A 26,708-nucleotide genomic window follows, 5' to 3' on the forward strand; every position below is an offset into this window, starting at 1 on the left:
CTTACTCTCTAAAAGCAAAATGTCCTAATTTATCCTGTGCTGTTAATTTATAAGCTTCAAGTCCGATGGTTTCTTCTCCAGGTCTTGGAAGTACATAACATGTAACTTTCTCTAAAAAACCAATTCTAACGCCAGCTTTATAAAACCTGTCCTGAAGGTCAGTATCGTTAACGCGGTTCCATTTTTTTCTCCAGCAGTTTATGTTGTATTTCATGAACTTGAGATAGGACCTGTAAAGCCAGGTCTGAGTACCACCTATTCTTGGCACTTGGTCTTTGACATCAACAAGTATTTCTTTTCCATGTCTAACAGCAATGTATGAACTTGAGACAAACTCATAGTTGCCCTCTTGAGCAAATCTTAGTAGCACCTCAAGATGGTCTTCAGTCCAAATGTCATCATCGTCAATTCTTGCAATCCATTTTCCTCTTACCAGCTTTAATGCAAAGTTTGCTGGAACAACTGGTCCTGCAAACCAGTGGTTTTCAACTGTCGGTGGATATCGATATCCTCTTTTGGGAAGGTTGTAAAACCTGATTCTCGGGTCTCCTATTTTTGTGACAACCTCTTCGGTTTCATCGGTGCAGCAGTCTCCGACTATTATGTATTCAAAATTTTTATAAGTTTGATTAAGAACTGATGGGACTGCTCTCTCAATTAAAAGTTTAGCTCGATTGTAAGTTGGTGTGTATACTGATATTAATGGTTCTTCCTTTTTGTCTCTGTAATCTTTTTCATAAAGAAGTCTCATTATTCTGAGAATTAAAGGCTCTGTAAGGGAGTATCTAATTGAATTTAAACTGCTGATTAATTTATCCTCAAATGTTCTTTTTCTCTCTGTCATACTTATTATTCCTTTAGCATACTTCAATTAGGTCTGGAGTGTACTGTTTGTAAGGTCTATGACTCCAAGGAGTCCAGTTTTCTTTATACTTTTCAATCTCTTCTCTTGTAAGTTTTCTGTCAAAAATTCTGATTCTTCCCTTTAAGAACTTTGGCGACGTAACCTTTTCAAGCTTCTCTGCTATGCTCTTTGAAACCATATCATATTCAAGATGGGCGCTTACCTTTTGAAAAGGTATTGAGGCTCCACAGTTAGGGCAATATCTTTTAATTTGGTCTCTAAATTCAAGAGGAGTCTTATTCCACCATCCCTTTTCTACGGGATATCCACCAGGACCGTCAAAGAGAATGTCTTGGGCAGCAGCAACTTCGCAAAAGAATGCACCTTTCGGTGTTATAGAGGCTGACCAGCGACGTTGTATCCAGCAATCATCAATAAGCTCCCACATTAAATCCTCATCATCAACAACATCCTTAATCGCAATTAAGAGGGGTTGATGCCATCCAACAAGTGGATTGCTGTGGTCATTGTAAACGATGTTTGTTGGTTCAAAGGTTTCCAGAATTATTTTTTCATACTTTTTCCATCCCCATCCATTTGTCCAAAACTGTCGCTTTGATTTATCAGGTATCATCTCCTGAAAAATTCTGCATATCTCTTCAAATTGTGGATGAAGGGTTGGTTCACCACCCATTAATCCAATGCCATATTTGTAACCTTCAAGTGATTCTATTCCCTTTCTTACCAATTCCAAGTCCATAAAAAAGGGTTTTTTATGGTGACCAACAAATCTCGTGCAGTTTGCACAGCTGAGATTACATGCATTGGTGACTTCAATGTGTATTGTTTTCATTTCATAGATTGGTATCATTTTATACCTCCATGGTTAATTTTTTTAATCTTTCAAACTCATTTTCATCCCAATTGGCAAGGTCAATTCCGCTTTTTATTATTTCTCTTCTTGCAAGGGGAAGGCCATTACCGATAAAGTTTAGAAGATTTGCAGTGGCAACGGCATCAACAGTTTTAATTCTTAATCCTTCTATAAAATGCTCAGGTTTGCCAGCTCCTCCTGAAACTATGAGGGGAATTCTAATATCAAAGTCCAAGAGTTTCAGGGATTCCAAGTCATATCCGTAGCCTGTTCCATCTCTGTCTATAGAATTTAATAAAATCTCTCCAATTCCTAATTCCATTACTTTTTTTACTGCCTCCTTTAATTCCATATCTATAAGCCTTTGCCCTCTGTTGATTAGTACCTCATATCTATTATTTTTTCTTCTGTAATCTATTGAAGCAACGATACATTGACTTCCAAAATTTTTTACAAGTTCTTTTATTATTAAATCGTCGGTATAAAGAGTAGTGTTTACCACAATTTTGTCAGCTCCTGAGTGAAGCAGTTTCTTAGCTTTTTCGATTGAGTCAACCCCGCCACCAGCAGCAACAGGCACGAATACAAATTCAACTACCTTCTTTAATGTTTCAGTAAAATACTCTATGTTTCTCTCTCCTCTTGTAACATCAAGGACAATTAGCTCATCTATTGAGTAAGAGATTGATTGAAAATTGTAGTTTTTAATCAGCCAATTTATGTCACCAACTTTTTGCAGTCTAAAATTTCTGCTTAATACAAATTTGCCAGAATCATATAGAAGTATGAAAATGAGTCTTTTATATGGCATTTTTTAATTCAAGGAAGTTTTTTATAACTCTCAATCCATTTGATTGGCTTAGTTCGGGATGAAATTGAGTGCCAAAAATATTTCCATTTTCAACAGCTGCGGTAAACTTTTCTCCATTGTGAGCTAAAGCTATAACAAATTTTTCTTGTGTTAGTGCTCTAAAACTGTGGTTATAATAAAAATCAACTTGACTTCCAAGTTTTTTGAATATTTTTGAATCTTTGATTATCTCTGTTCTTGAAAAACCAATATGAGGAATCTTGACATTTTTATCAGATTGATTGAACTTTTCAACTATTCCTTCTATGAAACCCAGTCCCTCCGTTTCTTCATCTTCGGTTCCTAATTGGAAAAGTAGTTGCATACCAAGACATATTCCCAAAAGAGGAATCCCTTTTTCTAAGACCGCCTTTTTTATAATGGTATCAAGTTTTTTCTGTCTGATGTTTTGCATGGCTTTGTAAAATGAACCTACTCCTGGAAGTATTATTCTTTCAGCTTTAAGAATTTGTTCTTCTTTGTCAGAAAGTATCGGTTCGTATCCAAGAAATCTCACTGCCGAGGTGATTGAATTTATATTCCCCATTCCGTAATTAACTATCACTATCGATTTCAAAATCAACTCCCACTTCAAATTTGGGATACCATCTTCCATCCCTTTTTTCAAACAAATCCTTATTAGCCCATTTATCAAGAACACTATCAAATTCCTCTTTTGTCATTCCGTAGTATTCCAAGTATAGTTCAATGAAGGGTTCTGGATATTGATTGTCATATAGTTTTACTAAATTTATGGCTTGTTCTCTTGTCATTGCTCCGCGCCTGATTTCAATGCCTGCATCTTGAGTAGCTCGTCCGAAACCGAATTTCAGATACATCAAATAGGTATGAAGTGCATAAAAGGCTTGATCGTTTTGAGCAAAGTTTGTGAAAGTGCCGACATTTGTATCTTCGTTTTCCAAAAGTCCGCAGTACTGCTTAGCAACGAGATAGTTTCTGTAGGGGTCCCAGTTTTCAAAGTAGGACCAATGGGTAAGATATAGTTCTTTTCCCTTTAGCTCTTCTTCCTCAGGAAAAAGCCAGAAATATAGTCTATTTTCTGGAAACTTTTCTTTCATTGCCTCAATAGCACTGTGGTAACCACCTTCAAAATAAACTCTTTTTATGTATTCAATATTGAAAAGGCTTATGTTCTTAGTTTCCGTTGAACCTCCATACTCAACTTCACCGTCTTCGGCATAGAATATTAGGGGAATATTGAAATTAATTGCAACTCTTATAACTGCTGTAAGAATTGCTATTAGCCAGCCATAATAGGGAAACCCCTTGTTTATAAAACCAAACTTGTTTAGTTCTCTCATAACTTCAGAGTCAGGACTGATGTGAACATGTTGGTATCCCGAGTTTATAAAATTAAGAAGATTCTTTTTGCCTAATTCCAATTCAAGAGGTGGTCTAACTGTTACAGTTAAAGGGTTCATTCCATATTCGTGCTTTAGTTTGTAAGAAATGTATGAGCCGTCTTTACCACCACTTACCGGCACTATACAGTCAAAGGCTTTGTTGTAACCCCTGTATTTGTTAAGTATTTCTCTTAGTTCTCTCTGTCTTGGAATCCAATCCATTTTTCTTTTCTCTTCAGCCCACTGGCAGGCATTACAAAAACCTCTCTCATCAAATGTTATTCTTGGTCTTGTTGACATGTTTAAACAGTTTTTACACCAAAATATTCTTTTCTTTCCCATTTTTACCTCCATGTAAACCTAAAGAGTAAATCCATCATCAACAATTATGTTTTGACCATTTATAAATTCGCTCATGTCAGAGAGTAAAAAAACAAGAGTTCCATTTATGTCTGATTTTGAGAGCATTCCTTTGTTGAGACAATAGTCTCTGTATCTCTTTAAAAACTTTTCTGGTTGCTTGTCAAGAATTCCTCCAGGACTAATGCAGTTTACTCTAATGTTCTTGCCTTTTAGATACTTAGCAAGATATTTGGTCATATGAATTATTCCAGATTTGATTACTGCATACTCAATAGGCATAGTCATAGTTGTTCCTGTGTACAAATCAAATCTTGGAGCTACTACTCCATAAATTGAAGCTATGTTAACAATGTTACCATAGCCCTGATTTATAAAGAACTTAATGAAACACTGGCAACTCAAAAAGTAACCGCCGAGATGAAGGCATGCATTCTCACAAAAATCCTCAAAGGTTACCTCAAGGAAATCTCTACCATAATTTTGATTTCGAGGGTAGGCAGAATTGACGAGACAATCAATTCGACCGTATTCCTTTGATACTATATTGATAAGATTCTCAATCTGCTCTAACCTTGTAAAGTCAGTCTTTACAAATTTAACCTGTTTATGATTTATGTCAAATTCTTGAAAAGAGACCTCTTTTAAATCAGCAATAATTGCAACTCCTCCATTATTTACAACAGCAGATACAAATTCTCTTCCAAGGAGTCCTGCCCCTCCGATAATAACTATAACCTTATCTTTTAGTAACACTTTGCCTTTTCCTCATTATACACTCAACAATTAATAGGTCAAGTTCGGAATCAATGTCGTAGGCACTTTCTTCTCCCATGACATAAATTCCGGTTTTGTCAAGAAAAAGATTGTTGTGATTAATCAGAATATTTCTTTTCCAAATATAAATTGATGCGTTCATATCGTAAACTCTCGGAGCATCCTGTCTTCTCTTTATTGGTTGATTTAAGGTTTTGCAAAGTCTGACTGTTCCATTTTGGTCAATCTCAATCATGTTAAAATAAGGATTTTTTCTTGATGGAGCAACAGAGAAGAGAATATCATAATCATTATCAATAAAGGTTTTAAAGGCCTTAATGATGTCCTCTGAAGTTCTTACAGGAGAAGTTACATCTAAATCAACAATTACATTGAAGGTAGTTTGAAAAAAGTTTTCACTCTTTAGTAAAGCATCCCTTATGACTTCAATTTTACCCACTTCATCACCAGACAGTTTTGGCTCTCTCTTGAAGAAAACTTCTGCTCCATTTTCTTTTGCTATTTTTAGAATATCTTCAGAATCAGAACTAACTACGATTTTATCGAAGAGATTAGAATTGATTGCTTGCTCTATAGTCCATACAATCAATGGTTTTCCTAAAAGTTGCCTAATATTTTTATTAGGAACTCCTTTACTACCACCCCTTGCACATATAGTACATAGAACTTTCATTTCGATAACTCCTTTATACTATCTATTAATTCAACAACTTTTAGAGCTTCATTGAAGCTACAGGCAATTTTTCTTGACGACAAAATATCTTCATGCATCTCCTTTGTTAATTTATCTGAGTCAAGTCTTCCAACTGACTCTGTAAATTCGTTTTTTTTGTCTTTATATTTCAATTCTCCATTGTATAAATCTATGTAAGCAGAAAATTCTTCAGCATGAACTATAATTAGTCTTAGATTTATCAGACTGATGTAGTCAAGAGTTATCGTAACGTAGACTCCACTGTTTGTAATACCTATCATTGTCATGTAGTCCTCAGAATCAATATCTAAGTTTGAAATTCTTGAAAAGTAAGCATGAAATTTTGAAATATCTCCAAAAAGATGAATTATGTAATCTATTTCATGGCTCAGGTCGAGCATCACTCCACCCCCTTTAGATTGGAAGGCACTGTATGTATCAGCGAGGTTTCTATCATTTCGCCAAAATGGTAAGTAGTAACCACAGTATGCAAAACAAGAAAAAACCTTTTGATTTTTAGTTAACTCTCTGAGTTTTTTTATGAAATGATGATATCTCAACTGGTATCCTACGAAAATTTGATTTCCATTTAAAGATAAACTCTCTCTTTTTGAGAAGAGTGGTTTTTCACAAAGGATAATTTTGTTAGATACATTAGAAACTATGAATTTCAATTGTTCATAATGCTTTGATGTTTCTGAAGCAACTATGATGTAATTATACTGGTCAAGAGGTACTTCTTCAAGGTTTCTATAGAAAATTCCTTTTTTTAATTCCTGCTTTGTTACAAAATGAATTTCCGAAATATCTGAAATCTCCGTGAGAGTTCGAGCATGCCTTTTCCCAGCAGAACCAAAACCTATTATAAGTGCTTTCATTTGTTCATTAAAAATTTTTGATGAGTTCTAATCCTCTTCTGTATTCTTCCCATTGTCCAATGTCAACGTATTCACTCTCTCTAATAGGATAGGCAAATACATTTTTTCTCTCGTTCATTAAAGATTGAATCAACTCGGGCATATCAAAATATTTATCCTCTTGAATATATTTGAAGACATCACGATTTAAAAGATAAACCCCGGTATTGATTTGAAATATCAATTCAGGTTTTTCAATTATCTTGTTTATTTTTCCACCCTTGTTTATTTCAACGACTCCGTAAGGAATTTTGTGATGGTGTATTGAGGTAATGGATGTTAAAATAGCATTGTTTTCAATATGATACTCGTAAACTTCCTTTAGATTTGTCTTTATAAATATATCGCAGTTTGAAACAAAGAAATTTTCATCAGGAAATAACTTTTCAGTGAGCTTTATTCCACCTACAGTTCCAAGATAATCTTTCTCCCAGACAAACTCGATTTGATAGTCCTTTTTTACTGTATTAAAATAGGATTCAATAATCTGACCTTTATAATTCAAGACCGCAAAAAAGCGTCGAATGCCAAATTTCTGAAAAAACTCAATGATTCGCTCCATTGCAGTTTTGTCTCCTACTGGAATTAGCGGCTTGGGTAAAACATCAGTGAATGGTTTAAGTCGAGTTCCCTTCCCCCCTGCCATAATTATGACAGGTATGTCGTGGTCTAACTTATCATAAAGGTCAAATTCATGTTTCGAGATAAAGTCAGCCCAATCAATATAACCTACGAGGCGTTTGTTTTTATCAAGTATGGGAATTATCTCTACTCTTTTTTCAACGAAGAGTGATTTAATGTCGATTTTTTTGACATCCTCTGCAAATAAAAAGACAGGTTCTCGATTATATATGTCCTTTACATATCCCTCTACTTTTGCATTCTTTAAAATATGTCTTCTGATGTCGCCATCTGTAATAGTTCCGAGAAGTGTTCCATTTCTTACGACAAATAAAACTTTTTTGGCGGTATCGTTTAATTTCCTTAGAGCCGTAAGAATGTCCTCATCTTCTCCTACGGTTATTCTCTCAAAGTCTTTCTTAATTGACATGTTTAAAACTCCAATTTCTCAGAATTCCAATAATCTTTAAGGCTGCATCACCATCTCCATATGGATTTTTAATAGTTTTGAGCCTATTTCTAAAATCCTTTCTGTATATCAAATTTAATGCCATTTTTATCTCGTGGTAATCAGGTTTACAGTCTATAACCGATTCGGCTCTTACTCTCCCCCTTTGTCTGTCCCCTATGTTGATTGTAGGCACTTTTAGGGACGGTGCTTCGATAATTCCACTTGATGAGTTACCAATAACTCCGTCTACATGTTTCATGGTTGATAAGTAGATAAGTTGTCCTAAGTTAGCAAATGCTACTGCATTTGACTTGTTTTTAGAGACAAACTCATCAATCATTTTATTAATGAGCCTTCCCTCTGCATCGGCATTGGATTTTGTGAAAATTAGAAGAGTGTTCTTTAGTTTGCTTAATGCTTTGAGAACTTCACTGAAGAAAAACTGATTTCTTTCGGGATTTTTTGTTTCAGGGTGAAAAGTAATTAGAAGATTTTTTTCAAAGAATTTAATGCCAAGAATATTCTCAAGCTTTTTTTTACTAAGTAATTTCATAGTTTTTATGTTGTCGATTCCGAGTGCCCCAACATTAAACACTCTTTCCGGAAGCTTTCCATGCTTAATTAAAACCTCTCTGTATTTTTCTGTCGAAGTAAAGTCAATATCTGAAAGTTGACTTATGGCTCTTCTATATCCATCGTCAAGACTTCCTTCAGTTGTCTCACCTCCGTATAGGTGGGCAATAGGAATTCTTAGAGTATACGCAGTTATGGCAAAGGCGAGAGCTTCAAAACGGTCTCCAAGAATCACTACAATGTCAGGTTTTAATCTCTGAATAGCGTCTGTATAAGATATAATTCCAAGCCCTATTGATTTTGCCATACCCGAATATGTATCGGAGGAAAGAAGAATTTCAATTTTTTCATCAATCAGAAATCCATCTTTTTCAATCTCTTTATAGGTCATGCCAAATTCTGGTGACAGATGCATTCCAGATGCAACTATTTGGACTATGAAATTTTCCTTTTCCTTTGCCGTAGTAATTAGAGGCCTTAGAAGTCCATAATCAGCCCTTGTTCCAGTAAAGAAGCAAATTTTTTTCTTTTCTTTTTCTTGAATTTTTCGAGTTTTTTCCATAATTCTAAATTTCAATCGCTTCACTCTTTTTAAAGTCTCTCTTAGCTACTTTACCTATAATTTCCTTCCATCTCATTGGGCAAATTCCGTCAGCTGGTCGCAGGGTTGTCAAGTTATCTTCTGAAAATACCTCTCCTTTTTTGATATCTCTTTTAGCTACAATGCTTTTTCTTACAATTTTGATATTTCTCATCTCAGAAGGGGAAGGTCTCTTAATTCCATCCCCAAAAGATTTTTCAACATTTCTTATCGCTTTAACAAGCATTTGAAATTCCTCTGGGTCTAAGCTTGCAGTGTGGTCTGGTCCAGGTAGATTTTTATCAAGAGTAAAATGTTTTTCAATTACTGTTGCACCTAAGGCAACTGCTGCGATTGGAACTTCTATACCTAATGTATGGTCAGAGTATCCCACATTAACCTTAAAGGCTTCCTTAATTGTAATCATCGCTTTAAGATTGACATCATCATAGGGTGAAGGATATTCAGAATTACAATGTAATACAGTGATTTCATCTCTTTTTGTGCCTGCTTCAATTAGTACATTTAATGCTTGTTCAACTTCGCAAAGAGAACACATTCCGGTGGACAAAATAACCTTTACTCCGTAGCTGCCGATTTCTCTCAAAAGAGGATAGTTTGTAACTTCTCCAGAGGGAATTTTAAAAGTTTTTAGATTTAGTCTTTTTAGAAATCTCGCACTTTCAATGTCGAATGGCGACGATAAAAAGTCTATATTTTTTGTTTCGGCATATCTTTTAAGTTCAATGAAATCATCAAATGAGAGTTCAAGTTTCTTTAGCATTTCATATTGTGATTCATCGGCTAATGTTCTCTTGATTTGATAATCAGCCTTCTTAGCATCAGTTCTTACAAGATTTTCTGCCCTAAAAGTTTGAAACTTTACTGCATCTGCTCCAACTTCTTTTGCCTTATCTATGAGTAGTTTGGCGAGCTCCATTGAACCATTGTGATTTACTCCTACTTCGGAAATGATATATGTTTTCATTTTATCACACTTCCAGCCTTGATAAAACCTTCAATCTCTGTATACTGTTTCACTGTTGCATTACTTCCTAAGAATGTACCTGAGCGGACTACAACTCCTCCGTTTACGATTGCAGATGTTGATATGTGACAGTGATCCTCAACAATAGCATCATGCTCAATGAGTGCTTTAGAATTAATTATGCAGTTATTTCCTATCTTGGCTCCTGCATTGATAAGAGCATGATGCATTACAACAGTTCCCTCACCTATTGAGGCATATTTTGATACGTAGGCTAAGGGCGATACTACAGTTGCTAATTGTAAGCCTAAATTTTTTAAGTTTCTAAAAATTTCAATTCTCTTGGTTGCATCTCCAATATGTCCAATTGTAATCAAAAATTTTACTCTTTCATTTATGAAGTTTGATATCTCATTATCAGTTCCTATAACTTTGTAACCCAACACATCTTTACCAAGATTTTCCTTTCTGTCGATTATTCCCAGTATCTCAAATTTGTTCGTAAGCTCGATTACATCTATTACAGACCTACAGTGACCTCCTCCTCCAATCAGAATAATTCTTTCTTTACTCATTTTTTTATAATTCTCGATGGAATTCCACTTGGTATATTAGCTATAGTATTTTCAAGCTTTATGCTGTTCTGTAGCTCTGTTTTGAAGCATTTTTCATACATCGGTAGATTTGAAATAAGTCTCCATGCTGCTCTACATTGGACAGAGTTATTTACTGCAAATTCGAGAAAAGACTCTCTTTCGTTTGCATTATCAAACAATATGGCATTGAGCCAGTAATTTGATTTGGCGTATCTTGGTTCAGTAATAAAACTCAAAGATAGACTGTTAAAAAACTCTCGATAAATTAAAGCCAATTCTCTCTTTAGTTCCAAAATTTTTGAGATGTATTCTATCTGAGCAAGACCTATAGCGGCATTGATGTTTGGCATTCTGTAATTATATCCAATTTCGTCGTGGTAGTAATGATATGGATGGGATACTTTTGCAGTTGTTGATAGGTGACGAATTTTTTCTGCTAATTCAGGATTATCGGTAAGAATAGCTCCGCCTCCACCTGTTGTTATTATCTTGTTGCCATTAAAGCTAAGAATTCCCATGATACCAAATGTACCACAATGTTTGCCCTTATAGAAACTTCCAAGAGCCTCAGCAGCATCTTCAACAACAGGAAGTCCGTATTCCTCTGATATGGAGATAATCTTATCTATTTTACATGGATGTCCAAATACGTGAACAGGAACCACAGCAGATATCCTCTTTCCTGATATTTTGTTTATAAGAACTCGATTTTTAATTTTTGTATATTTTTTTAAAAAATCCTTTAGACTTTCAGGACTCATTCCAAGATTCTCTAAATCAACATCTATGAAAATAGGGTTAGCACCGCAATGGGCTATAGCATTGGCAGTAGCGACGAATGTGAGAGGCTGAGTAATTACTTCGTCTCCATATTTGACTCCTAAAGTCAACAAGGCAAGATGTAATGCTGCAGTTCCGTTGACAGTTGCTATTGCATAACCAGTGCCTGTAAACTTTTCTATTTCTCTTTCAAATTGACCTACGAATTCTCCAACATATGATACAAAAGTCGAATCAATACACTCTTCTAAATATTTTTTTTCATTTCCCAAGAATATGGGCTCATGAAGAAAAACCGTGTCTTTATGATAGAGTTCCTTGATGAATTGAACTATAGCTATATATTTATCGCTACATTTTGTCATCGAGATATCTGTATGTTTCAAAATGATCAAATTCTGGTAATATTTCCTTAAAAAGATTGACAAGTTCGCTCTTTGTCCACTCTTTTCTTTTTCTCATTCTTTCTAATTCTGACAGAAATTTTTCAAGTAATTCCTGATTACCTTTGAAAGAGAGTTCAGTGACTCCAATATCTTTATATCTGGTCCAATCTATGAGGTCGCTATCAGTGTAAAATTCCTCTTGCTCCTTCTCTCCTGTTGTATCGGTTTGAGAAATATAGCAAGCCCATTTCCCTTTAGCTGGTAAAGTTGGCGCTAAATTGCGAGCCTCTTCTTCCGAGTTACAAATATAAAGTTCAAACCCGAGGTGATTTAAAAATTTTTCTGCAATTTCAGCAAAGGAGGTAAGAGGCAATCTTTGTTCAATTTTGGGGATGAAAAGTTCTGCATTTTGCCCTGTAGTACAGGAAATCAGACAGAGCAAACTTGCCTCATAGGGAGATATGAAGTATCTCATAACATCTTTTGGGAAAACGAGAGGTTGTCCTTTTAAAATTCTATTGATGAAGCTACATAGTAGACTTCCATCGCTGAATGCTACGTTTGGAAATCTTGAAGTGTTAATCTTAATTTTATCTTTAAACATGAGTAGAGAGATTTCCATGATTCTTTTTGATGCTCCCATCATATTGACAGGATTGGTTGATTTATCAGTGGATACGGTGAAATACCTTTTGACACCCTTTGACGATGCCTTCTTAAGAGTTTTTATAACATTTAAAATATTAACCTCAATCATTCTCATCAGTGTATATATGTCTTTTTCACTCCTTACATGCTTAAGAGCTGAGAAGTTTAGGATGTAGTCATAGCTACATTGTTCTTCGATAAACTTTTCGAAAATATCACTGCCAGTGTCTATAACGTATGTTTTAAAATCACCTTCAATATATCCAATCGAACTTCTAATATCTCTGACCAATTCTGCCAAGTTGTTTTCGTTAATGTCGATTACATGCAAAACCTTGGGATGATGCTTAAAAATTTCTTTGACGGTAGCTGCTCCTATGCTTCCAGCTCCTCCTATAACGAGAAAGGATGCATTTCTGATTAATGTAGGGACATCGTATTCAATAAAATCATTGATGAAAAGATAATTTTCTCTTCCGATTATTTTTAAAATTTTAGAGTTATCAAGAGTGAACATTACTTATTTCCTTTCGAAATATCCGAATCCACTTAAAATAAAAATCTATCAGGAACTTTTGATTTTTAAGTTGCCTAAATTTTAAGGGAGAGATAAAGCTTTTCTGAAACTCTCTGTAACATTTGAATACTTTTCTTAAATTCCATTCCTTAAAAAACGCATTGATTTTATAAAAAAAGTGAATAATTTTATCTGTCTTTCGAATAAACATTAATTTAAAAGATTTAATATTCATTAAAATTTTTATTCTTTTTCTAATCATTTGCTTTGTATCTCAGAAATCCTGATTTTTTACTACTTTAAATTAAGGAGACAAAATTTTTCAATGGTTTATTTTTCTAAATACTAATAGATTGTAAAAGCTATAAAAATGCTCTTTATAATGCATTTTAGCGTTGCATTGCTATAAGAACAGAAGACATGTAAGAAGTTTCAGAATTGAAAGATTTCGATTCAATTTAGACTTATCGCTTAAATGAGTTTAAAAGCTCGCTTTGAAATGAATTAATAGAAGCATTGAAAGTCTCTGGAACTTAATTTATTGACTTTCAACAAATAATAAACTTTTGAAAATGTTTAAAAGAGAAGGAGGCTAAAAGGTTCCTCCTCTTTACACTTTAAATTTTTCAATCTCTCTTGCCAGACTTTCGGTGTTTTCTCTTAGTCTATCAAAGCTTTTGGATATCTCTTCTGCTTTTCGGTCTATTTCTCTTGAATGTTGTGTAGATTTTTCGATGTTTCTTGCCACTTCCTCTGCCACTGCCGATTGTTCCTCAACAGCTGTTGATATATGGGAGATTTCTTCTCTTACAATCTGGACAGTTTCGTAAATCTTTTTGAGTACTTCATCAACTTTGTTGATTAGTTCAGTTGAATTCTTTACTTCCTCGGAGGCACTGTTCATATTTTTTGCCGTATTATTTGCATCCTGCTGAATTGCTATTATTTTGCCTGAAATCTCATCGGTTGCTTTTATTGTTCGCTCTGCAAGTTTACGCACTTCATCGGCAACTACGGCAAATCCTCGTCCTTGTTCACCTGCTCTGGCTGCCTCAATGGCTGCATTGAGGGCAAGAAGATTTGTCTGGTCTGCTATGTCTTTTATTACTGTTATTATCTCTCCTATCTCCCCTGAACGCATGTTGAGGTTTTGTATGAGTTCAGAGAGTCTGTCTGTAACTTCTTTTACTCTTTCCACTGCTTTTACAGCTTCTATGGTTATTTCTCTGCCTTCCTTTACAGCTTCTGTAGCTTCCATAGAGCGTTCCGATGCTGTTGCAGTGTTTCTTGCAATGTCTCCTATGGTCTGGCTCATCTCTTCTGCTGCTGTTGCAATCTGCTCGGCTTGTTTGACCTGTTCGGATGTTGATATCTTTGTCTGATTTATTTTTTCCATAGACTGCTTGGATGAGGAAATAATTTCATTAATCAGAGCTTTGATTTTATCTCTTATCAAAACATGGAAAGTCTCTAAAAGGGAGTTGTTGAAAGCCTGTCCCATTTTACCTATTTCATCATTTCTATTGTATTTAAATCTTTTTGTAAGGTCTGTTCCAAGATTCTGGATAAATTGGGAGAATTCATTTATAGGTCTTATTGCAAGCCTGTTTATGATTAAAAGTGCGAACACTATTATGGATATGTATACTATTCCGTTGAATGCTCCTGCAATATACATTGTTCTGTATACATCTTTAAACTCTGCGTCAAAATGCTCTCTTTTCATTGCGAAAAGATGAATTCCGAATTTTTTGCCTTCGTAGTCTACGGCATCGTAATAGGTGGCGTAATATTTGCTGTTCAATATATAACCTTTCGCAAGTAATGCTTTATAGTCAATTTCTTTTGCTAAATTCACCACATCTTCATCAAACCATTTTGCATTGGCAGTGAAAAACATATCGCCTAACATTACATCGCTGGCAGATTTTTTATATTCCTCCTCTTTTACCGATTTTCTGTCAACGAGCAGGATGTTGTATACCTTTTCCCTTTTAAAAGCTCTGCTAATACTTCCAGTGCCGGCTTGAAATTCTACAAGGCCTACAAAGTTGCCCGAATTATCAAAAACTGGTGCGATACCTCTTAAGAAAACTCCGGTATTTCCTATTTCAAAGCCGGCTATTCCCCTTTTCTCTGCTACTGCCTTTTTTATCAATGGTCTGAAGGAGACGTCATCGTCCCTTTTGTCTGAATAGTTTCTGTAAAGAGTGGTCATATTTGCTCTGATTAGATGCAACCTGACACCACGAAAATCAAAAGAATTGTAAAGTTTTATAAGTTCGCCAATTTCTTTTTCAGCAATTCGGTAGTCATTTTTTACAAAGGCCTCTATTATTTTCGGGTTTCTGCCAATAGCTGCTGCATTGGTTATTTGAAGGTCAAGCTTGTCTTTTAGTTTTTCCTCCATTACAGTTTTAAGGTTTTCGTTTTTTAGTTTTGCCTTGTTATGTTCCATGCTGTTTTTTATAAAAACTGAGAGAATTACCTGAGAAATGATTGCAACAGATATTATAACCATGAAAGAAAGGAAAATTTTACCTTTGATAGAGTTTGTGAGCTTTCCCATTGTTCCCCCTGCAAAGAATGATTGTTATTAAGTGAAAATTATAGCAAAGACGTTTTTTACTGTCAACAGCGGTTTGATTTCTAAGGTTTTTTGCTCAAAACGTTTAAAATCCCTTCTTTTCCGTGAACATTTAATTTGTCAGAGATTCTTTTCACGTATGTTTTTACCGATGATTCGGATATTTGAAGTTCTTGAGCAATCTCTTTGTAAGTTTTCCTCTGAAGTAGAAGTTTGAGAACTTCCATTTCCTTCGGTGAAAACTTTTTTTGATAAGTAGAAAGAATTTCTTCAATTTTATGCGAAAGTAAGACGTCGGCAGAGCGGGGTTTTTCAATTACTCTTTCTTCAAGAGTAAAACTTTCTTCAGGCTGCATTTCTTTTGGCTTTATGCTTTCTGTTGTTCTAATTTTTTTACCTGAGAAGTAGAATAAAAGAGTTGATATTGTCAGTATAATGTTGCCTACAGTGATTAGAAATGTTACAGCATTAGATAGAAATGTAGTTATGAGATTGCCACTCAGTAATGCCATACACATCACACCTACGCCATAACATATGGCTTTGACTGTGCATCCAGAGGTAAGGATTGCGAATATTAAAAAAAAGTCTACCAATGCAAGAGCACCTTGCATTGAAAACATACCAAGGTTAATAAGGGGAGGATTTTCAATTTTTATGAGAGAGAATGATAGCATTCCCAACAAAATTCCAATGGCAAGTGTTGAATCTTTATCCTTCCGAGTTATGTATATGCCTATTAGAGAGAATAGAACGTAAAAAAATAGTTCTATTCCCTGTACATGGGCTACTTTTGTATATTCACTTAGCAAGAAACCGTAAAATATTCCACCAATCAGATAGAACACGTAAATAAATGGAAGGTATCTCTTAAGGTCTCTTAGATTTGTCTCTGAAGAGAAATGAGAAGGGAAAAAAACTACTGAAGCCAGAGCCAGAGCTATTATTAGGAATTTGAAAAAGACGGATAAAGGAAGATAATAAAGAATAAGCACCAAAAAATTGCCCATTGCAAGTCCTGTTCCGATAGAAAGAGGAATTTTATGAGATGAGTTCAAGGTGGACATAATTTTTATTACCGTTCCTGCACTTAGAAATCCTATGAAAATCAATAGATAAGTCTGATAACTCTCTGATAAAGGATAAATAATAGTAAAGAGGGCTAATAAAAATGTTACTGCCTTAATAAGTTTTTCGGGAATATCAGTTTTGTAAGCTATTGGAATAATTGTTAGAGCAATTATATGGGCAATAAGGAAGTAGTTAATATTAAAGGTCTCGCTATTCCATACGAGATTACCCCCCATGGGAAAGGAAAGAAGCCAAAAATCGTAAAGAGAAAGTGCTAAAGCTCCCTTTATCCAATTGTGCATTGCACAAAATACTCCGAAAGAATTTATCTATTTTAACATGGTTGACATAAAAGTTGACAGAAAATCCGGCAGGTTGACATAAAAAGCGACTTTACAGAAAACAGAGTTTCACAGATAATAAATTTAATTAATGGTGTTATTCATAAAATTGGTCTGGGTTTCAACGCTTTAGTTAAATTTTATAGACCAATTTATGTAATATTTCGACCAGGCTCAAAAACTATAGGAGGTGATTATGTTGAAGCCTAGACTTAAAAAAACGTCAAGCATTTTAATCTTGCTCCTTCTTCTGTTCTTCTTTAAAAATGCCCAGGCCGAACATGAATTTCATCTAACAAACGAAATCTCCTTCACTTCTAACAACGTATCTGGGCCTGGCTATCAGAGTTCTTCTCTTACAGAGGGTTTTCATTATCTAAACGTTCTGGGAATAACTGGCATGGGAAAAATCAAAGGCTTTGATTATAATCTTAATCTGGGGGTAAAATCTACTGATGACAGAGCCAATGACCCTAAGACTCACTCACTTACCAATGCTCAGCTGAGGTTTACAAACAAAATCCATACTTTAAACATTGGCGATACCTTTGAGTCCTTTTCTCAGTATACCCTCAGCAGTGCCATAAAGGGAGGTTCTTACAAGTACACAGACCCTTCAATGAAGCTTCCAGAAGTAACATTAATATACGGTGCAGCCTATCCAAGATGGGATAGTCTTTGGCGAGACAAAAAGACAGCGGTTTTAGAAAGGCAGGCCTATGGAGGCAGAATTAAATATAATGTAAGCGAAGAATTCTGGGTAGGGTTCAACTATATTAGGTCTGAGGATGACAAAAGAAGGACAGCCTCAGATACCCTTTATGACAACTCACTTTATTCCTTTGATTTTGAATACAGACCTCTTCCTGGAGCGACAATCTCAAGTGAGCTCGCATTTAATTCAACGAGAAAATCTGAGCAAGAAGGTGAACCATATAAAGAGTATCATGGCATGGCATTTAAGATAACTGCCATTGGAGACAAAGACCCAAGCCGAGTGACCCTTGAGTATGAAAGAGTAGAGCCAGATTTTGAGACTCTTCTTGGCTCTGCTACTGCTGACAGAGAGAAGTTTAAATTCAAATGGAGATATAAACATACAAGAGACCTTATTTTTAATACGGGCTTCCTTTGGTATAGAAACAACCTCGAAGGACAGAAGGCAGATGGAACAACTCATTACTACAAACCAGAATTTGGTGTAACAATAAAAAAGCTCTTTGGAAGACAGTATGCATCAACAGACTTATCTTATAAGTTAAATAGAAGCCATAACAAAACTTCTAAAACAGACCATGTTGTAAACCTCAACTACAGAGACCGATTCGGTCCATTTGATTTTGATGGAAATCTTGGCTACACTTCCTATGACACAAAGGGTGCTTCAAGAAGCAAAAGCTATGAGTTCACCTACAATGGCTCTATAAGTAGCAGACACACTCTCGGCGATTATATTTTGAAGCCCTCTCTTTACCTCGGTGGCTGGAGTTCACGAAACGAACTTGAAGACAAATCTGACATTATATATGAGTATTCACTGGGACTGGGCTTTGAGATACCTAAATATAATATAAATTCCGATTTAAGATTTGGAATGAACAAGCTTGAAAAAGACGCCGGAGATGACTCTCAGAAGGCCTTTGGAAGTTTTAGTATTTACTACAAGCCAAAATTCCTTGAGAAACTTAAATACAGCATGCTCTATCTCAGAGCATATGTGAATGACTACAGATTTACTACTGGCTCAAACAACTTTAGAGAGACAAGCATAACTTTTGGGATTAATCTTGAGATATAAGAGAAAGGCAATAAAAGGAGGATTAAAGATGAGAAGGTTGAGATTATCAAAGCTTTTAATTGTGACCTTATTTATCATATGCCATATTTTAATAAGCCAATCTAAATCAGAGGCGAAGTGGTGGATTTTTGGAGCTTCAGAGGATGAGATAACGATTAAGTATATCTATTTAAACAACATCTCCTATGAAGAACTCGGACAGAAAGTAACACTTTTTAGAGATAATTTGCCTGATGGAAACGCGGTGATTAAAGGTAAAGCAACGGTCAAAACAGGAACAATAGCAAGCGTGAGGGTCACACTTAACAACAAAGAAACCTGGCAGGATGCAACACTCTCTGAGGACGGAGCTTTTGAATTCAGATTCCGTCCAGAGCTAAACAAAAACTATGTAGTATTCATAGAGATAATGGATACAAGAGGAAAGACAAATGACATTGAAGCAACAAGAAAAGAGATAACAGTATCAGAGAGAAACATTACAGCAATGGTAAAGGAAGCACTTGAGGGGATGGCAGAGGCATACAGGAGAGAGGATGCAGGAAAGTTTATGAGCTATGTGGCAGAGGATTTTGCAGGAGATGCAGTAAATCTTGATAGAGCCATAAGAAAGGACTTTAGTCTCTTTGACAATATAGACCTGAGATTTACCATAAACAATGTAGCATCAGGAGGGAAGGGAATAGTAGTCTCTATCAATTTTAGTCGTTCACTTATATCATCAAGGACAGGGAAGTTGCTGTCAGACAAGGGTATAACAGAGTTTGTATTTAAGCTTGGAGATGGAGGGCTTAAGGTATACAGCATGAAGTTTCCATTGATATTTGGGCTAAGTGATGCATCCAATGTGGCAACAGGAGTATTACAGTCACCAAGCAATGAGCCAACTATAGTAGTTGATGACAGTGGAAACGTGGCGAAAGAACCCTTTGACCAGGCAGTAAAGACAGCAATGGAAGAGTTTACTGTAGAGTCGGGAAGTTTTATACTTGAAAGTACGAGTAGTAAGCAAGAAGGCTTTGTTTTTGCTAATGGAGAGGTAATATCTGCTGGAGCAGCAGATATTTATATGGAGATAAATTTAATGTTTTTAAACACTGGAGTTACGGTTGTAGATCTCGGTAGTAACAATATTAACAACATTAAAGAGGCTCCTGCATCTGGCTATAGCTTTACAGATTTCCGAGTCGATCTTAATATCGGACATGTTTATGCAATTAAATTAGCAAATGGCAAATATGCCCTTCTCCAAATTGATAATTGGACTGACATAGGAGGTAGTATTTTTAAGGGTTATTTTAAATATAAATATCAGCCTGATGGGTCAAGGAGATTTTAGAAAGGAATCTATAATGAGAATAAAGCATCTTCTCTTAATTTTTGCTTTTATTTTAGTTTGTCTCCTTAGGGCTCCACAGGAGGTTTCTGCTGCAGCACTTACTAAAGCCGATGACATCCCAGCAGGGCTTAAACTGGGATTAGATGTTGCTCAGGCTATTGCAGACCAGCAAAATGTCCAGAATGGACTTAGTGAGTTTGCAAAGGGTCAGCTTGACGACTGGATGTGGAATTCTATAGGAGGCTATGAAAAGCTCTGGACAGGCCAGCTTGACGATGTAGATGCTGTATCTAAACAGGCTAAGGATAAGATTAAAAAGTCTCTTGAAATTCTTCAGCAGATAACTGATTTTGCAACTAAAGTTGGAGAGGGCAAATATGACGAAGCACTTTTTGTCAGCATAGATGCAGCAGTAAGTCATTTTGACCATCCCGTTGTGAAGACTGCTTGGTCTGCCTGTAAAATTGCTTATGAATCCCATAAACTTGTTCAAGATACAAAGGCAGAGCTTGAGATTGAAGCTCTTTACGGTATGCTAAACAATGATAGAAGATTAATGGGAACCATAACTCCAGGACAAGACCAACCCAGACTAATCCCGGAGAGCGCAGACACTGTAGATTACTTTTTTAATAAATATTTAATGACCAATGACCAAGCCAGAAACCTTATGAAAACTTATGTCCGTAAAGTTCTTGGTGATGAATGGCCTGAACAGAGCTGGGGACAATGGCTTTCAAGCTGGCAAGAGATTGGTTCAGGAGCAGATTCCGCAAGAAGTGCAGAAATAGAAGCTCTTGCCACCGAATTAAGAAATAAAGCCCGCACCTGGATAATGCTATTAATCAAAGATTTGAACAAACAGGTAAAAGTGGCATGGGCACAAGCAAGAGTGCATCAGGAAATGGCAGAGTTTCAGAAGTTTGTTGAAAGAATGAGGGCATTTTCTGGGAATATTGATGAATTATTCAAAGAATTTAAACAGAAAGCTCAGTATAGAAAAGAACTCCCAAAATACAGAGAATTTTTAGCTCAAAGTCCTCAGGCACTTGAAAAGGCAAGAAGTGACTTGGCAGATCCTAAAAAACTCCGACAGGTAAGGGAAATTATAGACCTATGGAAGGGAAATCTCATTCGCTCTTACAGTGCCGCTCGCTTAATCGGGGAGGAAACTTTATCTCGTTCTCTTCAAGAACAGTTAAAAAAATGGTATGAACTTGAGAAGGAATATGAAAAATCTTTACCCTCCTATAATGAGCAATTAGTTCAAAACCCTTCTTCAATTTCCATAAGTTCTGGGCAATATCCTGTTATTTCAAGAATTAGGGGCGAAGGTGACCAGATTATAGAGGTCACTATTTGTACTTTTGCAGATGTTCAATCTTACTATCAAAGATATTTTTCTTCTATACTCAAGCCATTTAGTACGTGGAAGCATGATATTGAAAAACTGAAGCCTCAGGTTTTATCGCTCCTTAAGTCTGGTGATTTTGATGTCGCATCTAAATTAATAGAAGAATGGAAAAAACATAAAGAAGAAATAGATAAGTATTATGCAGAAATGAAACTTAATCTTGATAAGGCAATTGCTAAAAGAGAAGAGGCAGTAAAAGAGATAGCCAGTAGACCCTGGACAAAAGAAACTTCGATGATACTCGCTCGAGAGAATTGTAATTTGGGAGGCGCAGTTGCCATAGCAACAGAAGCGTTCAAAGCGATGGAGTGGGTCACCTATGAGACCTTTAACTCAGGCTCAGGCAATTTAAGTGAAATTTATTCAGTCTATGATGGCTTAAAAAAAACCCGTCAGTCCCAGTGGGGACAATATTATGCCATTATTCAAGAGATGATAAAGAGCCTTCCTCTCTATGCAGTGAGTGGTAAACTCCCTGATTTAGCTTTTTTTAATATAACTGGCTATGACAATCCTTCTCAATGTTCAGAGAATTTAGAATGGTTTTTAAAAGAAGCACAGTCTAATGTCCATACAAAGATCGGTAACGTCATCGGCCCTAATGATAAGATTTATCATTTAAATGGACATCTGGCATCTCTTGGGAATTCTATTCTGAGTGGGATTAAAAATCCTGATAGAATTTTTTCGATTTGCAACAAGTGGATTCCCGTATGGAGAGATTCAGCGAATAAATGGACCCAATTTCCAAAGGTTTCTCAAAGAGAAATGGAAGAAATCGAGATATTTGTTAAACCCGTAGTTGGATTTTCCCAAAGGGGAGCTTTGGATATTTCCAAGCTAAAGGAATTATTGATAATTATTGAGGACACAGCAAAAGGAGTTCCAGGATTGATATCACAAATAGATAGAGATTTAAAAACGCTTGTTCAAATTCTTGATACGGATGCCTCAAATCGTCAAAAAGATGGAGAATGGCTTTTGGAAAAAGCCAGACAGGTTGATTCATTTTTCAAGGACCAGATAGCCAACAAAATTTTTAAGGTAGGACCTAATGATTTCGAGCTTGCACTTTCTCTGGGACAGGACAATATGGCAATAATGGATAATCCATATAGGCATTATGCCACAGAAAAAGACTTTGAAGAATATGCAAAAATGCTTGAAGATAGATGGAATAAATATCCTGTTATGAGTTTTATCAAACAATATGCCCCTAATCAGTATCAAAAGATGCTTAGGCTTGCTCGGGGAGAGGGCATAAAAAAAGCGCCAGAAGAGAACTTTATTCCCATCTTCAGCCGAGAACAGCCTATCTATAAAAGCGGACTAATGCAAGCTAACCTTTTATTAGATAAAACTGCTACGAAGCTCACAGATAACGAATTTAACGGAGTTATGAATGATATAGACACTCTAATTCCCCTGACTGTTCTTAAAGATAACAACCATGTAGCAGGTTGGAAGATAAGAGACGTTATAGAAGGCGATATAAAAGGTCACTCACAGTATTTTCAACATCCTTTGGGAGAGCAGTATGTTAAAGTCTATGACAAAATTAAGAAGTTTATTGACGAACGGACTGGCTACAAAATAGAGGAGAGAATGAAAAAAGAGAGGGAACAGAGTGATGAATGGTGGCGAAAAGCACAGGAAGAGGCAATGAGAAAACAGGAAGAGCAAGCAAGGCAACAGGAACAGGAGAGATTGGCAATGCTTACGAGAGAATTAAGCACAATTAATGAACTTTACGCTCGATTTAAATCTGCCTATGAGTCAAGGAATGACTCTCTTGTGATGAGCTTTCTTGGGGATAGCTGGTCTGCTGGAGACGGGACAACCCTTGCCGATTTACATGACAATCTCAGAAGAACTTTCAAGACCTTTGATGAAGTAAGATTTAATTTGCAGAATTTGAAAATTGATCCTATGAGCTCTGATGTTTTTCGAATTTCCTACGATGTGACAATCACAAGCCGGATTTATAAACGTAATATAAAGCATGAAGAGAAGTCTTCGGTGGTTGAGGAAGTGACAGTTGACAGCAATTCAAAAAAAGCAAAGATTAGCAGAACAATAAGTGGAAGATTTTGGTATATAAAATAGTGTTCTTTGAAAAGAAGAGGTAATGGTAATTTTACCTTGAAGGTGAAAGAGAGATTTTATATACTCTGAATATGAAAACAAAGCTAAAAGAAATGATAATGCCTATTCTCATGGTAATTATAGTCTCTCAGGGCGTTCATGCAGCTGATTTAAAGCTTGAACTCATTAAAAAACTCTGCCCTGTAGAGCCTGTAAGGGAGGGAAATAGGCATGTTTGCCCTGTCTGTCCAGATTTTACCGATTTTGCCGGAGATGATTACGATAAATTTTTGATAGTTCAGGTAATTGAAGGAAACTTCCTTTCTGGAAAGAAGGCAAAGTTCGTAGGATACTTTGGATGTGAGCCAAGAATAAGGCATTACGGTGGCTATTTGTTATTGACGGAGGATGATGGAGCTGAGAGATTGCTTGTTGACGAAGAAAGAAACTATTTAGGTATTTGTAGAAAAATCGCAGGCAAAAACCAAGACCTTTTAGAGTGTAGAGGAGGTGATACTCTTAAGGGCAGGCCTAATTGGTGGAGAGTTTTGTGTAAGGTTAAGGATGATGGAAGTTTGACATGTAAGAAAGGAAAAATTAAGGAGAAAGGGAAATGAAGAAATTAATTTTTCTAATCTCACTTGTGCTAACTTTTTTAACTTTATCGTTTTATTCCTATGCTTACGAAGTTCTTGAGCAAGAGCCTAATAACGAGATACTCAAAGCTCAATTGATACCTCTCAATAAAAAAGTTCTTGGAATTATGCATCATGAGGATGGCCTTGACCACTACAAAGTGTTACTTCCTTCAACAGGAAAGGTGAGAGTGAAGTTTTACGATGTTCCTTCTACATGTGTGATGTTAGTTCAGATAGTTGGCTTCGGAGCTTCTCAGAAAAATTTTGACAACAGGGTTGATAAAACAATTGATTACACATTTAACGCATCCTCTAAAGAAGGCTACATAATAATTAGTTTTCCCGTGAAAGTGGCAGAACTACACATTCCCAAGCAATGGTCTGCGAGGAAATGCTATGAAAAGGGAGACTACAGACTTACTCCTTTTGGTGATGGCTCAACAAAAAACGTGCCTTTTACATATCAGGGACATTCGATTGGACTTCCAGTAAGCTATGGTTTTAGTGTAACCTTAGAAGGTTCTTCTTCCTCTCAAACTCAGCAAGTTCAGCCAGTATTTCTTCCTAAAGAGTTAAATCCAAACAAACCAGGTAGATATATATTTGAAGATGAAGAACTTTTTAAAGTCAAGCCTGAATTGAACAGAAATTTTCCTCTCAATGAGACAATTGTTGGCTATATGCATTATGGGGATTATACTGATAATTTCCAGTTCAAGTTGCCTTCTAAGGGAACTGTAAAGGTCAGATTTTCAACCAATGCTTATGATTGCGATTTTTTCATTACTGCCATAGATTTTCAAAACAAACCCGGTTTAACGAAGAGGCAGATAAAAGTAAAGGGTAGTCAAATAAGCGAAATGACCTTTACTGCAGAAGGTACAATCGGAGTGATAAATGTTACAAGGGATTTAATGACTTCTAAACAGATGTGTAATGATAAAGTATGTGTTACCCAATGTTCACCTAACGGCCCTATCTATTATGCTTCATCTCCGAAAGATAGAGGCATTATGCCATTTCCACCTGAAGGAACGACCTTTGACAACAAGCCTGTTATGTCTATGATAACTTATTATTTAAGTGTAAGCATGATTGAAGAAAAGAGAGCAGAATTAAATGTTGTCCCTGACGGAGTGAGTTTTTTAAAGGGTGATTACAATTCGAACGAATTAAAATTGCAAGATTTTTGGGAGGACAAAAGCTCAGGTTTGTTCAAAGGGTGCGGCAAGATGGAAAGATTGAGTCTAATATGGGAAAATCAAAGAAAGGAGAAAGAAAAATGAAAAGTAGAAAGTTAATTTCAATTGGTTTAGTTTTGGCGATTGTTTTTGGTATTTCCACATATTCACTCGCGATGACTGTTCTTTTACCTAAGTCAAAACTTGTAACACTTCGTGGATACCCTCAAAAACCTTTCTTTGACTTTGAGGAAGGTTGGTATGTTTACGAGTGGGGACCTTACGGTAAAGCTGTTAAGTCTGAAAGTAAAGGAGACATAACGCTTGATTATCTGGGCGTATCTTTTAAAGGAAACAATAAATACAGAATAGGGATAATGAAAAATGTAAGTATACCTGTGTCTCATTGTAAGAAACTAACTGTCTATGCTGCTTGGGGAATTCTCAAAGAGAAAGACTTTGCAGCACCGAATCTCGTTGCTCCTCTGGCAATAATTGTAGGTTACACAGATGAGAAGGGTGTTGCCCATCACAAGTTTTCTCTCCATCCTTTTGGTCCGGATAGTGTATTTTGGCTTGGATTTACTTCATTGGGCAAAGAGGGATTACCAACAGGAACAGAAATTGTAAACAGATTTAGGACTTATGCAGGAACATACGATAAAGGGGAAATTCCTAACATAGACCTTATGCAACTTAAGCCCAAACCAGTTCGTATAGACTTTGTGGCAGTTGAAAGTGCTGGCCCAACTCCGCGAGAAAGTCAGATTATTGAATTAAATTTATACTGTTATTAATAAAAAAAAGGAGGAAAAAGCAATGAAAAGGCAAATCATGTCAGTAGTTTTAGCCTTTGGTATCGTGTGCTTGCTATTTTCTGCTTCCTATGCACAACCGAATTCTTCTTCTAACCCTAATTATCCTTCGCAGATAAAAAAACCAGGCAATAATGATGTAAAAATTAATCCCAATTTAAAAGATTTTATTCAGGGTAAAGCACATGGTGAGAAAATAGACCCTAATAAGACTTCACCAGATATGCAAGCACAGATGAAACCACCAATTCCTCAGAAAGAAAAAGACGACATGCAGAAAGTAAAAGAATGGTCTCAGCAGAATCTTAAATCTATGAGTGTAACTAAAACTAAAACCATTCCAGACCCTAACAATGCTATCTTTGTTTCAAAACCTCGCACCGAAGAACAACCAGTTAAAAAAGACGATAGCATTAAATATAAACTTATGGAGCAGGACATGGGAGGAAAACCTGCGTTTCAACAAACACAAAACCAGAACAAACAAAACGCTCAAGTGCAAAATCAGACACAGAATCAACAGCAGAATTGTGTCAGAGACCCGAAATTTCCTCAACTTATATCATGTGACCCAAAAGGATTAAAGAAATAAGGATGAAAATGGAGGAGACTTTCTTCA

23 protein-coding genes are annotated in these 26,708 nt (G+C 35.9%); 7 read left to right on the forward strand and 16 right to left on the reverse strand.

Going from position 1 to position 26,708, the window contains the following annotated elements; all coding sequences use genetic code 11:
* Nucleotide 1 precedes the first annotated feature (1 nt).
* The 16 genes from ACZ430_RS08840 to ACZ430_RS08915 all read right to left on the reverse strand — a co-directional run bounded on the left by ACZ430_RS08840 (nt 2) and on the right by ACZ430_RS08915 (nt 16,780).
* A complete protein-coding gene (locus ACZ430_RS08840) occupies nt 2–844 on the reverse strand; it encodes a glycosyltransferase family 2 protein (RefSeq protein ID WP_297210919.1) in 843 nt (280 codons plus the stop codon).
* A 13-nt stretch (nt 845–857) separates the two neighbouring features.
* On the reverse strand, nt 858–1,715 hold the full coding sequence (locus ACZ430_RS08845; RefSeq protein ID WP_464910558.1) for a radical SAM protein: 858 nt from the start codon (nt 1,713–1,715) through the stop codon (nt 858–860).
* Nucleotide 1,716: 1 nt separating this feature from the next.
* A complete protein-coding gene (locus ACZ430_RS08850; protein ID WP_297210926.1) occupies nt 1,717–2,529 on the reverse strand; it encodes an imidazole glycerol phosphate synthase cyclase subunit in 813 nt (270 codons plus the stop codon).
* Entirely contained in the window at nt 2,519–3,145 is a 627-nt protein-coding gene (hisH, locus tag ACZ430_RS08855; RefSeq protein ID WP_297210929.1) for an imidazole glycerol phosphate synthase subunit HisH, read from the reverse strand. The genes ACZ430_RS08850 and hisH overlap by 11 nt, the downstream gene beginning before the upstream one ends.
* Nucleotides 3,123–4,274, reverse strand: coding sequence for an N-acetyl sugar amidotransferase (locus tag ACZ430_RS08860; protein WP_297210931.1), 1,152 nt, complete (start codon nt 4,272–4,274; stop codon nt 3,123–3,125). Before ACZ430_RS08860 ends, hisH begins: the two co-directional genes overlap by 23 nt.
* Before the next feature lie 18 nt (nt 4,275–4,292).
* Complete coding sequence (locus tag ACZ430_RS08865) at nt 4,293–5,048, reverse strand: oxidoreductase (RefSeq protein WP_297210934.1); 756 nt, start codon at nt 5,046–5,048, stop codon at nt 4,293–4,295.
* Nucleotides 5,032–5,742: an acylneuraminate cytidylyltransferase family protein gene (locus ACZ430_RS08870; RefSeq protein ID WP_297210936.1), complete on the reverse strand. Its 711-nt coding sequence runs from the start codon at nt 5,740–5,742 to the stop codon at nt 5,032–5,034. Before ACZ430_RS08870 ends, ACZ430_RS08865 begins: the two co-directional genes overlap by 17 nt.
* Nucleotides 5,739–6,641: a Gfo/Idh/MocA family protein gene (locus tag ACZ430_RS08875; protein ID WP_297210939.1), complete on the reverse strand. Its 903-nt coding sequence runs from the start codon at nt 6,639–6,641 to the stop codon at nt 5,739–5,741. Before ACZ430_RS08875 ends, ACZ430_RS08870 begins: the two co-directional genes overlap by 4 nt.
* 7 nt (nt 6,642–6,648) lie before the next feature.
* Nucleotides 6,649–7,731 carry a sugar phosphate nucleotidyltransferase gene (locus ACZ430_RS08880; RefSeq protein ID WP_297210941.1) on the reverse strand — a complete coding sequence of 361 codons (1,083 nt, stop codon included), beginning with the start codon at nt 7,729–7,731 and terminating at the stop codon, nt 6,649–6,651.
* Nucleotides 7,721–8,902, reverse strand: a complete 1,182-nt coding sequence (gene neuC, locus ACZ430_RS08885; protein ID WP_297210944.1) for a UDP-N-acetylglucosamine 2-epimerase — start codon at nt 8,900–8,902, stop codon at nt 7,721–7,723. The genes ACZ430_RS08880 and neuC overlap by 11 nt, the downstream gene beginning before the upstream one ends.
* Entirely contained in the window at nt 8,892–9,893 is a 1,002-nt protein-coding gene (neuB, locus tag ACZ430_RS08890) for an N-acetylneuraminate synthase (protein WP_297210947.1), read from the reverse strand. Before neuB ends, neuC begins: the two co-directional genes overlap by 11 nt.
* Nucleotides 9,890–10,468 carry an acetyltransferase gene (locus ACZ430_RS08895; protein WP_297210951.1) on the reverse strand — a complete coding sequence of 193 codons (579 nt, stop codon included), beginning with the start codon at nt 10,466–10,468 and terminating at the stop codon, nt 9,890–9,892. Before ACZ430_RS08895 ends, neuB begins: the two co-directional genes overlap by 4 nt.
* On the reverse strand, nt 10,465–11,634 hold the full coding sequence (locus ACZ430_RS08900) for a LegC family aminotransferase (protein ID WP_297210953.1): 1,170 nt from the start codon (nt 11,632–11,634) through the stop codon (nt 10,465–10,467). Before ACZ430_RS08900 ends, ACZ430_RS08895 begins: the two co-directional genes overlap by 4 nt.
* On the reverse strand, nt 11,621–12,820 hold the full coding sequence (locus tag ACZ430_RS08905; RefSeq protein ID WP_297210956.1) for an SDR family NAD(P)-dependent oxidoreductase: 1,200 nt from the start codon (nt 12,818–12,820) through the stop codon (nt 11,621–11,623). Before ACZ430_RS08905 ends, ACZ430_RS08900 begins: the two co-directional genes overlap by 14 nt.
* 610 nt (nt 12,821–13,430) lie before the next feature.
* Nucleotides 13,431–15,389, reverse strand: a complete 1,959-nt coding sequence (locus ACZ430_RS08910; protein WP_297210959.1) for a methyl-accepting chemotaxis protein — start codon at nt 15,387–15,389, stop codon at nt 13,431–13,433.
* Nucleotides 15,390–15,469: 80 nt separating this feature from the next.
* The gene (locus tag ACZ430_RS08915; RefSeq protein ID WP_297210963.1) at nt 15,470–16,780 is read right to left on the reverse strand and encodes a LuxR family transcriptional regulator; all 1,311 of its coding nucleotides are present in this window, start codon (nt 16,778–16,780) and stop codon (nt 15,470–15,472) included.
* A gap of 235 nt (nt 16,781–17,015) precedes the next feature.
* Between ACZ430_RS08915 and ACZ430_RS08920 the strand changes: the two genes are divergently transcribed.
* The 7 genes from ACZ430_RS08920 to ACZ430_RS08950 all read left to right on the forward strand — a co-directional run bounded on the left by ACZ430_RS08920 (nt 17,016) and on the right by ACZ430_RS08950 (nt 26,681).
* A complete protein-coding gene (locus tag ACZ430_RS08920) occupies nt 17,016–18,617 on the forward strand; it encodes a hypothetical protein (protein WP_464910559.1) in 1,602 nt (533 codons plus the stop codon).
* Nucleotides 18,618–18,645: 28 nt separating this feature from the next.
* Nucleotides 18,646–19,956, forward strand: a complete 1,311-nt coding sequence (locus ACZ430_RS08925; protein WP_464910560.1) for an HmuY family protein — start codon at nt 18,646–18,648, stop codon at nt 19,954–19,956.
* 13 nt (nt 19,957–19,969) lie between these two features.
* Nucleotides 19,970–23,476: a hypothetical protein gene (locus ACZ430_RS08930; RefSeq protein WP_464910561.1), complete on the forward strand. Its 3,507-nt coding sequence runs from the start codon at nt 19,970–19,972 to the stop codon at nt 23,474–23,476.
* Between the two features lie 71 nt (nt 23,477–23,547).
* On the forward strand, nt 23,548–24,072 hold the full coding sequence (locus tag ACZ430_RS08935) for a hypothetical protein (protein WP_297210975.1): 525 nt from the start codon (nt 23,548–23,550) through the stop codon (nt 24,070–24,072).
* Nucleotides 24,069–25,379: a hypothetical protein gene (locus ACZ430_RS08940; protein WP_440871057.1), complete on the forward strand. Its 1,311-nt coding sequence runs from the start codon at nt 24,069–24,071 to the stop codon at nt 25,377–25,379. The genes ACZ430_RS08935 and ACZ430_RS08940 overlap by 4 nt, the downstream gene beginning before the upstream one ends.
* Nucleotides 25,376–26,071 (forward strand): hypothetical protein, encoded by a 696-nt coding sequence (locus ACZ430_RS08945; RefSeq protein WP_297211429.1) that lies wholly within the window; start codon nt 25,376–25,378, stop codon nt 26,069–26,071. The genes ACZ430_RS08940 and ACZ430_RS08945 overlap by 4 nt, the downstream gene beginning before the upstream one ends.
* A gap of 22 nt (nt 26,072–26,093) precedes the next feature.
* Nucleotides 26,094–26,681, forward strand: a complete 588-nt coding sequence (locus ACZ430_RS08950; protein ID WP_297211428.1) for a hypothetical protein — start codon at nt 26,094–26,096, stop codon at nt 26,679–26,681.
* The last annotated feature ends 27 nt before the right edge of the window (nt 26,682–26,708 follow it).

The sequence above is a fragment of the Thermodesulfovibrio sp. TK500a genome (assembly GCF_055381765.1).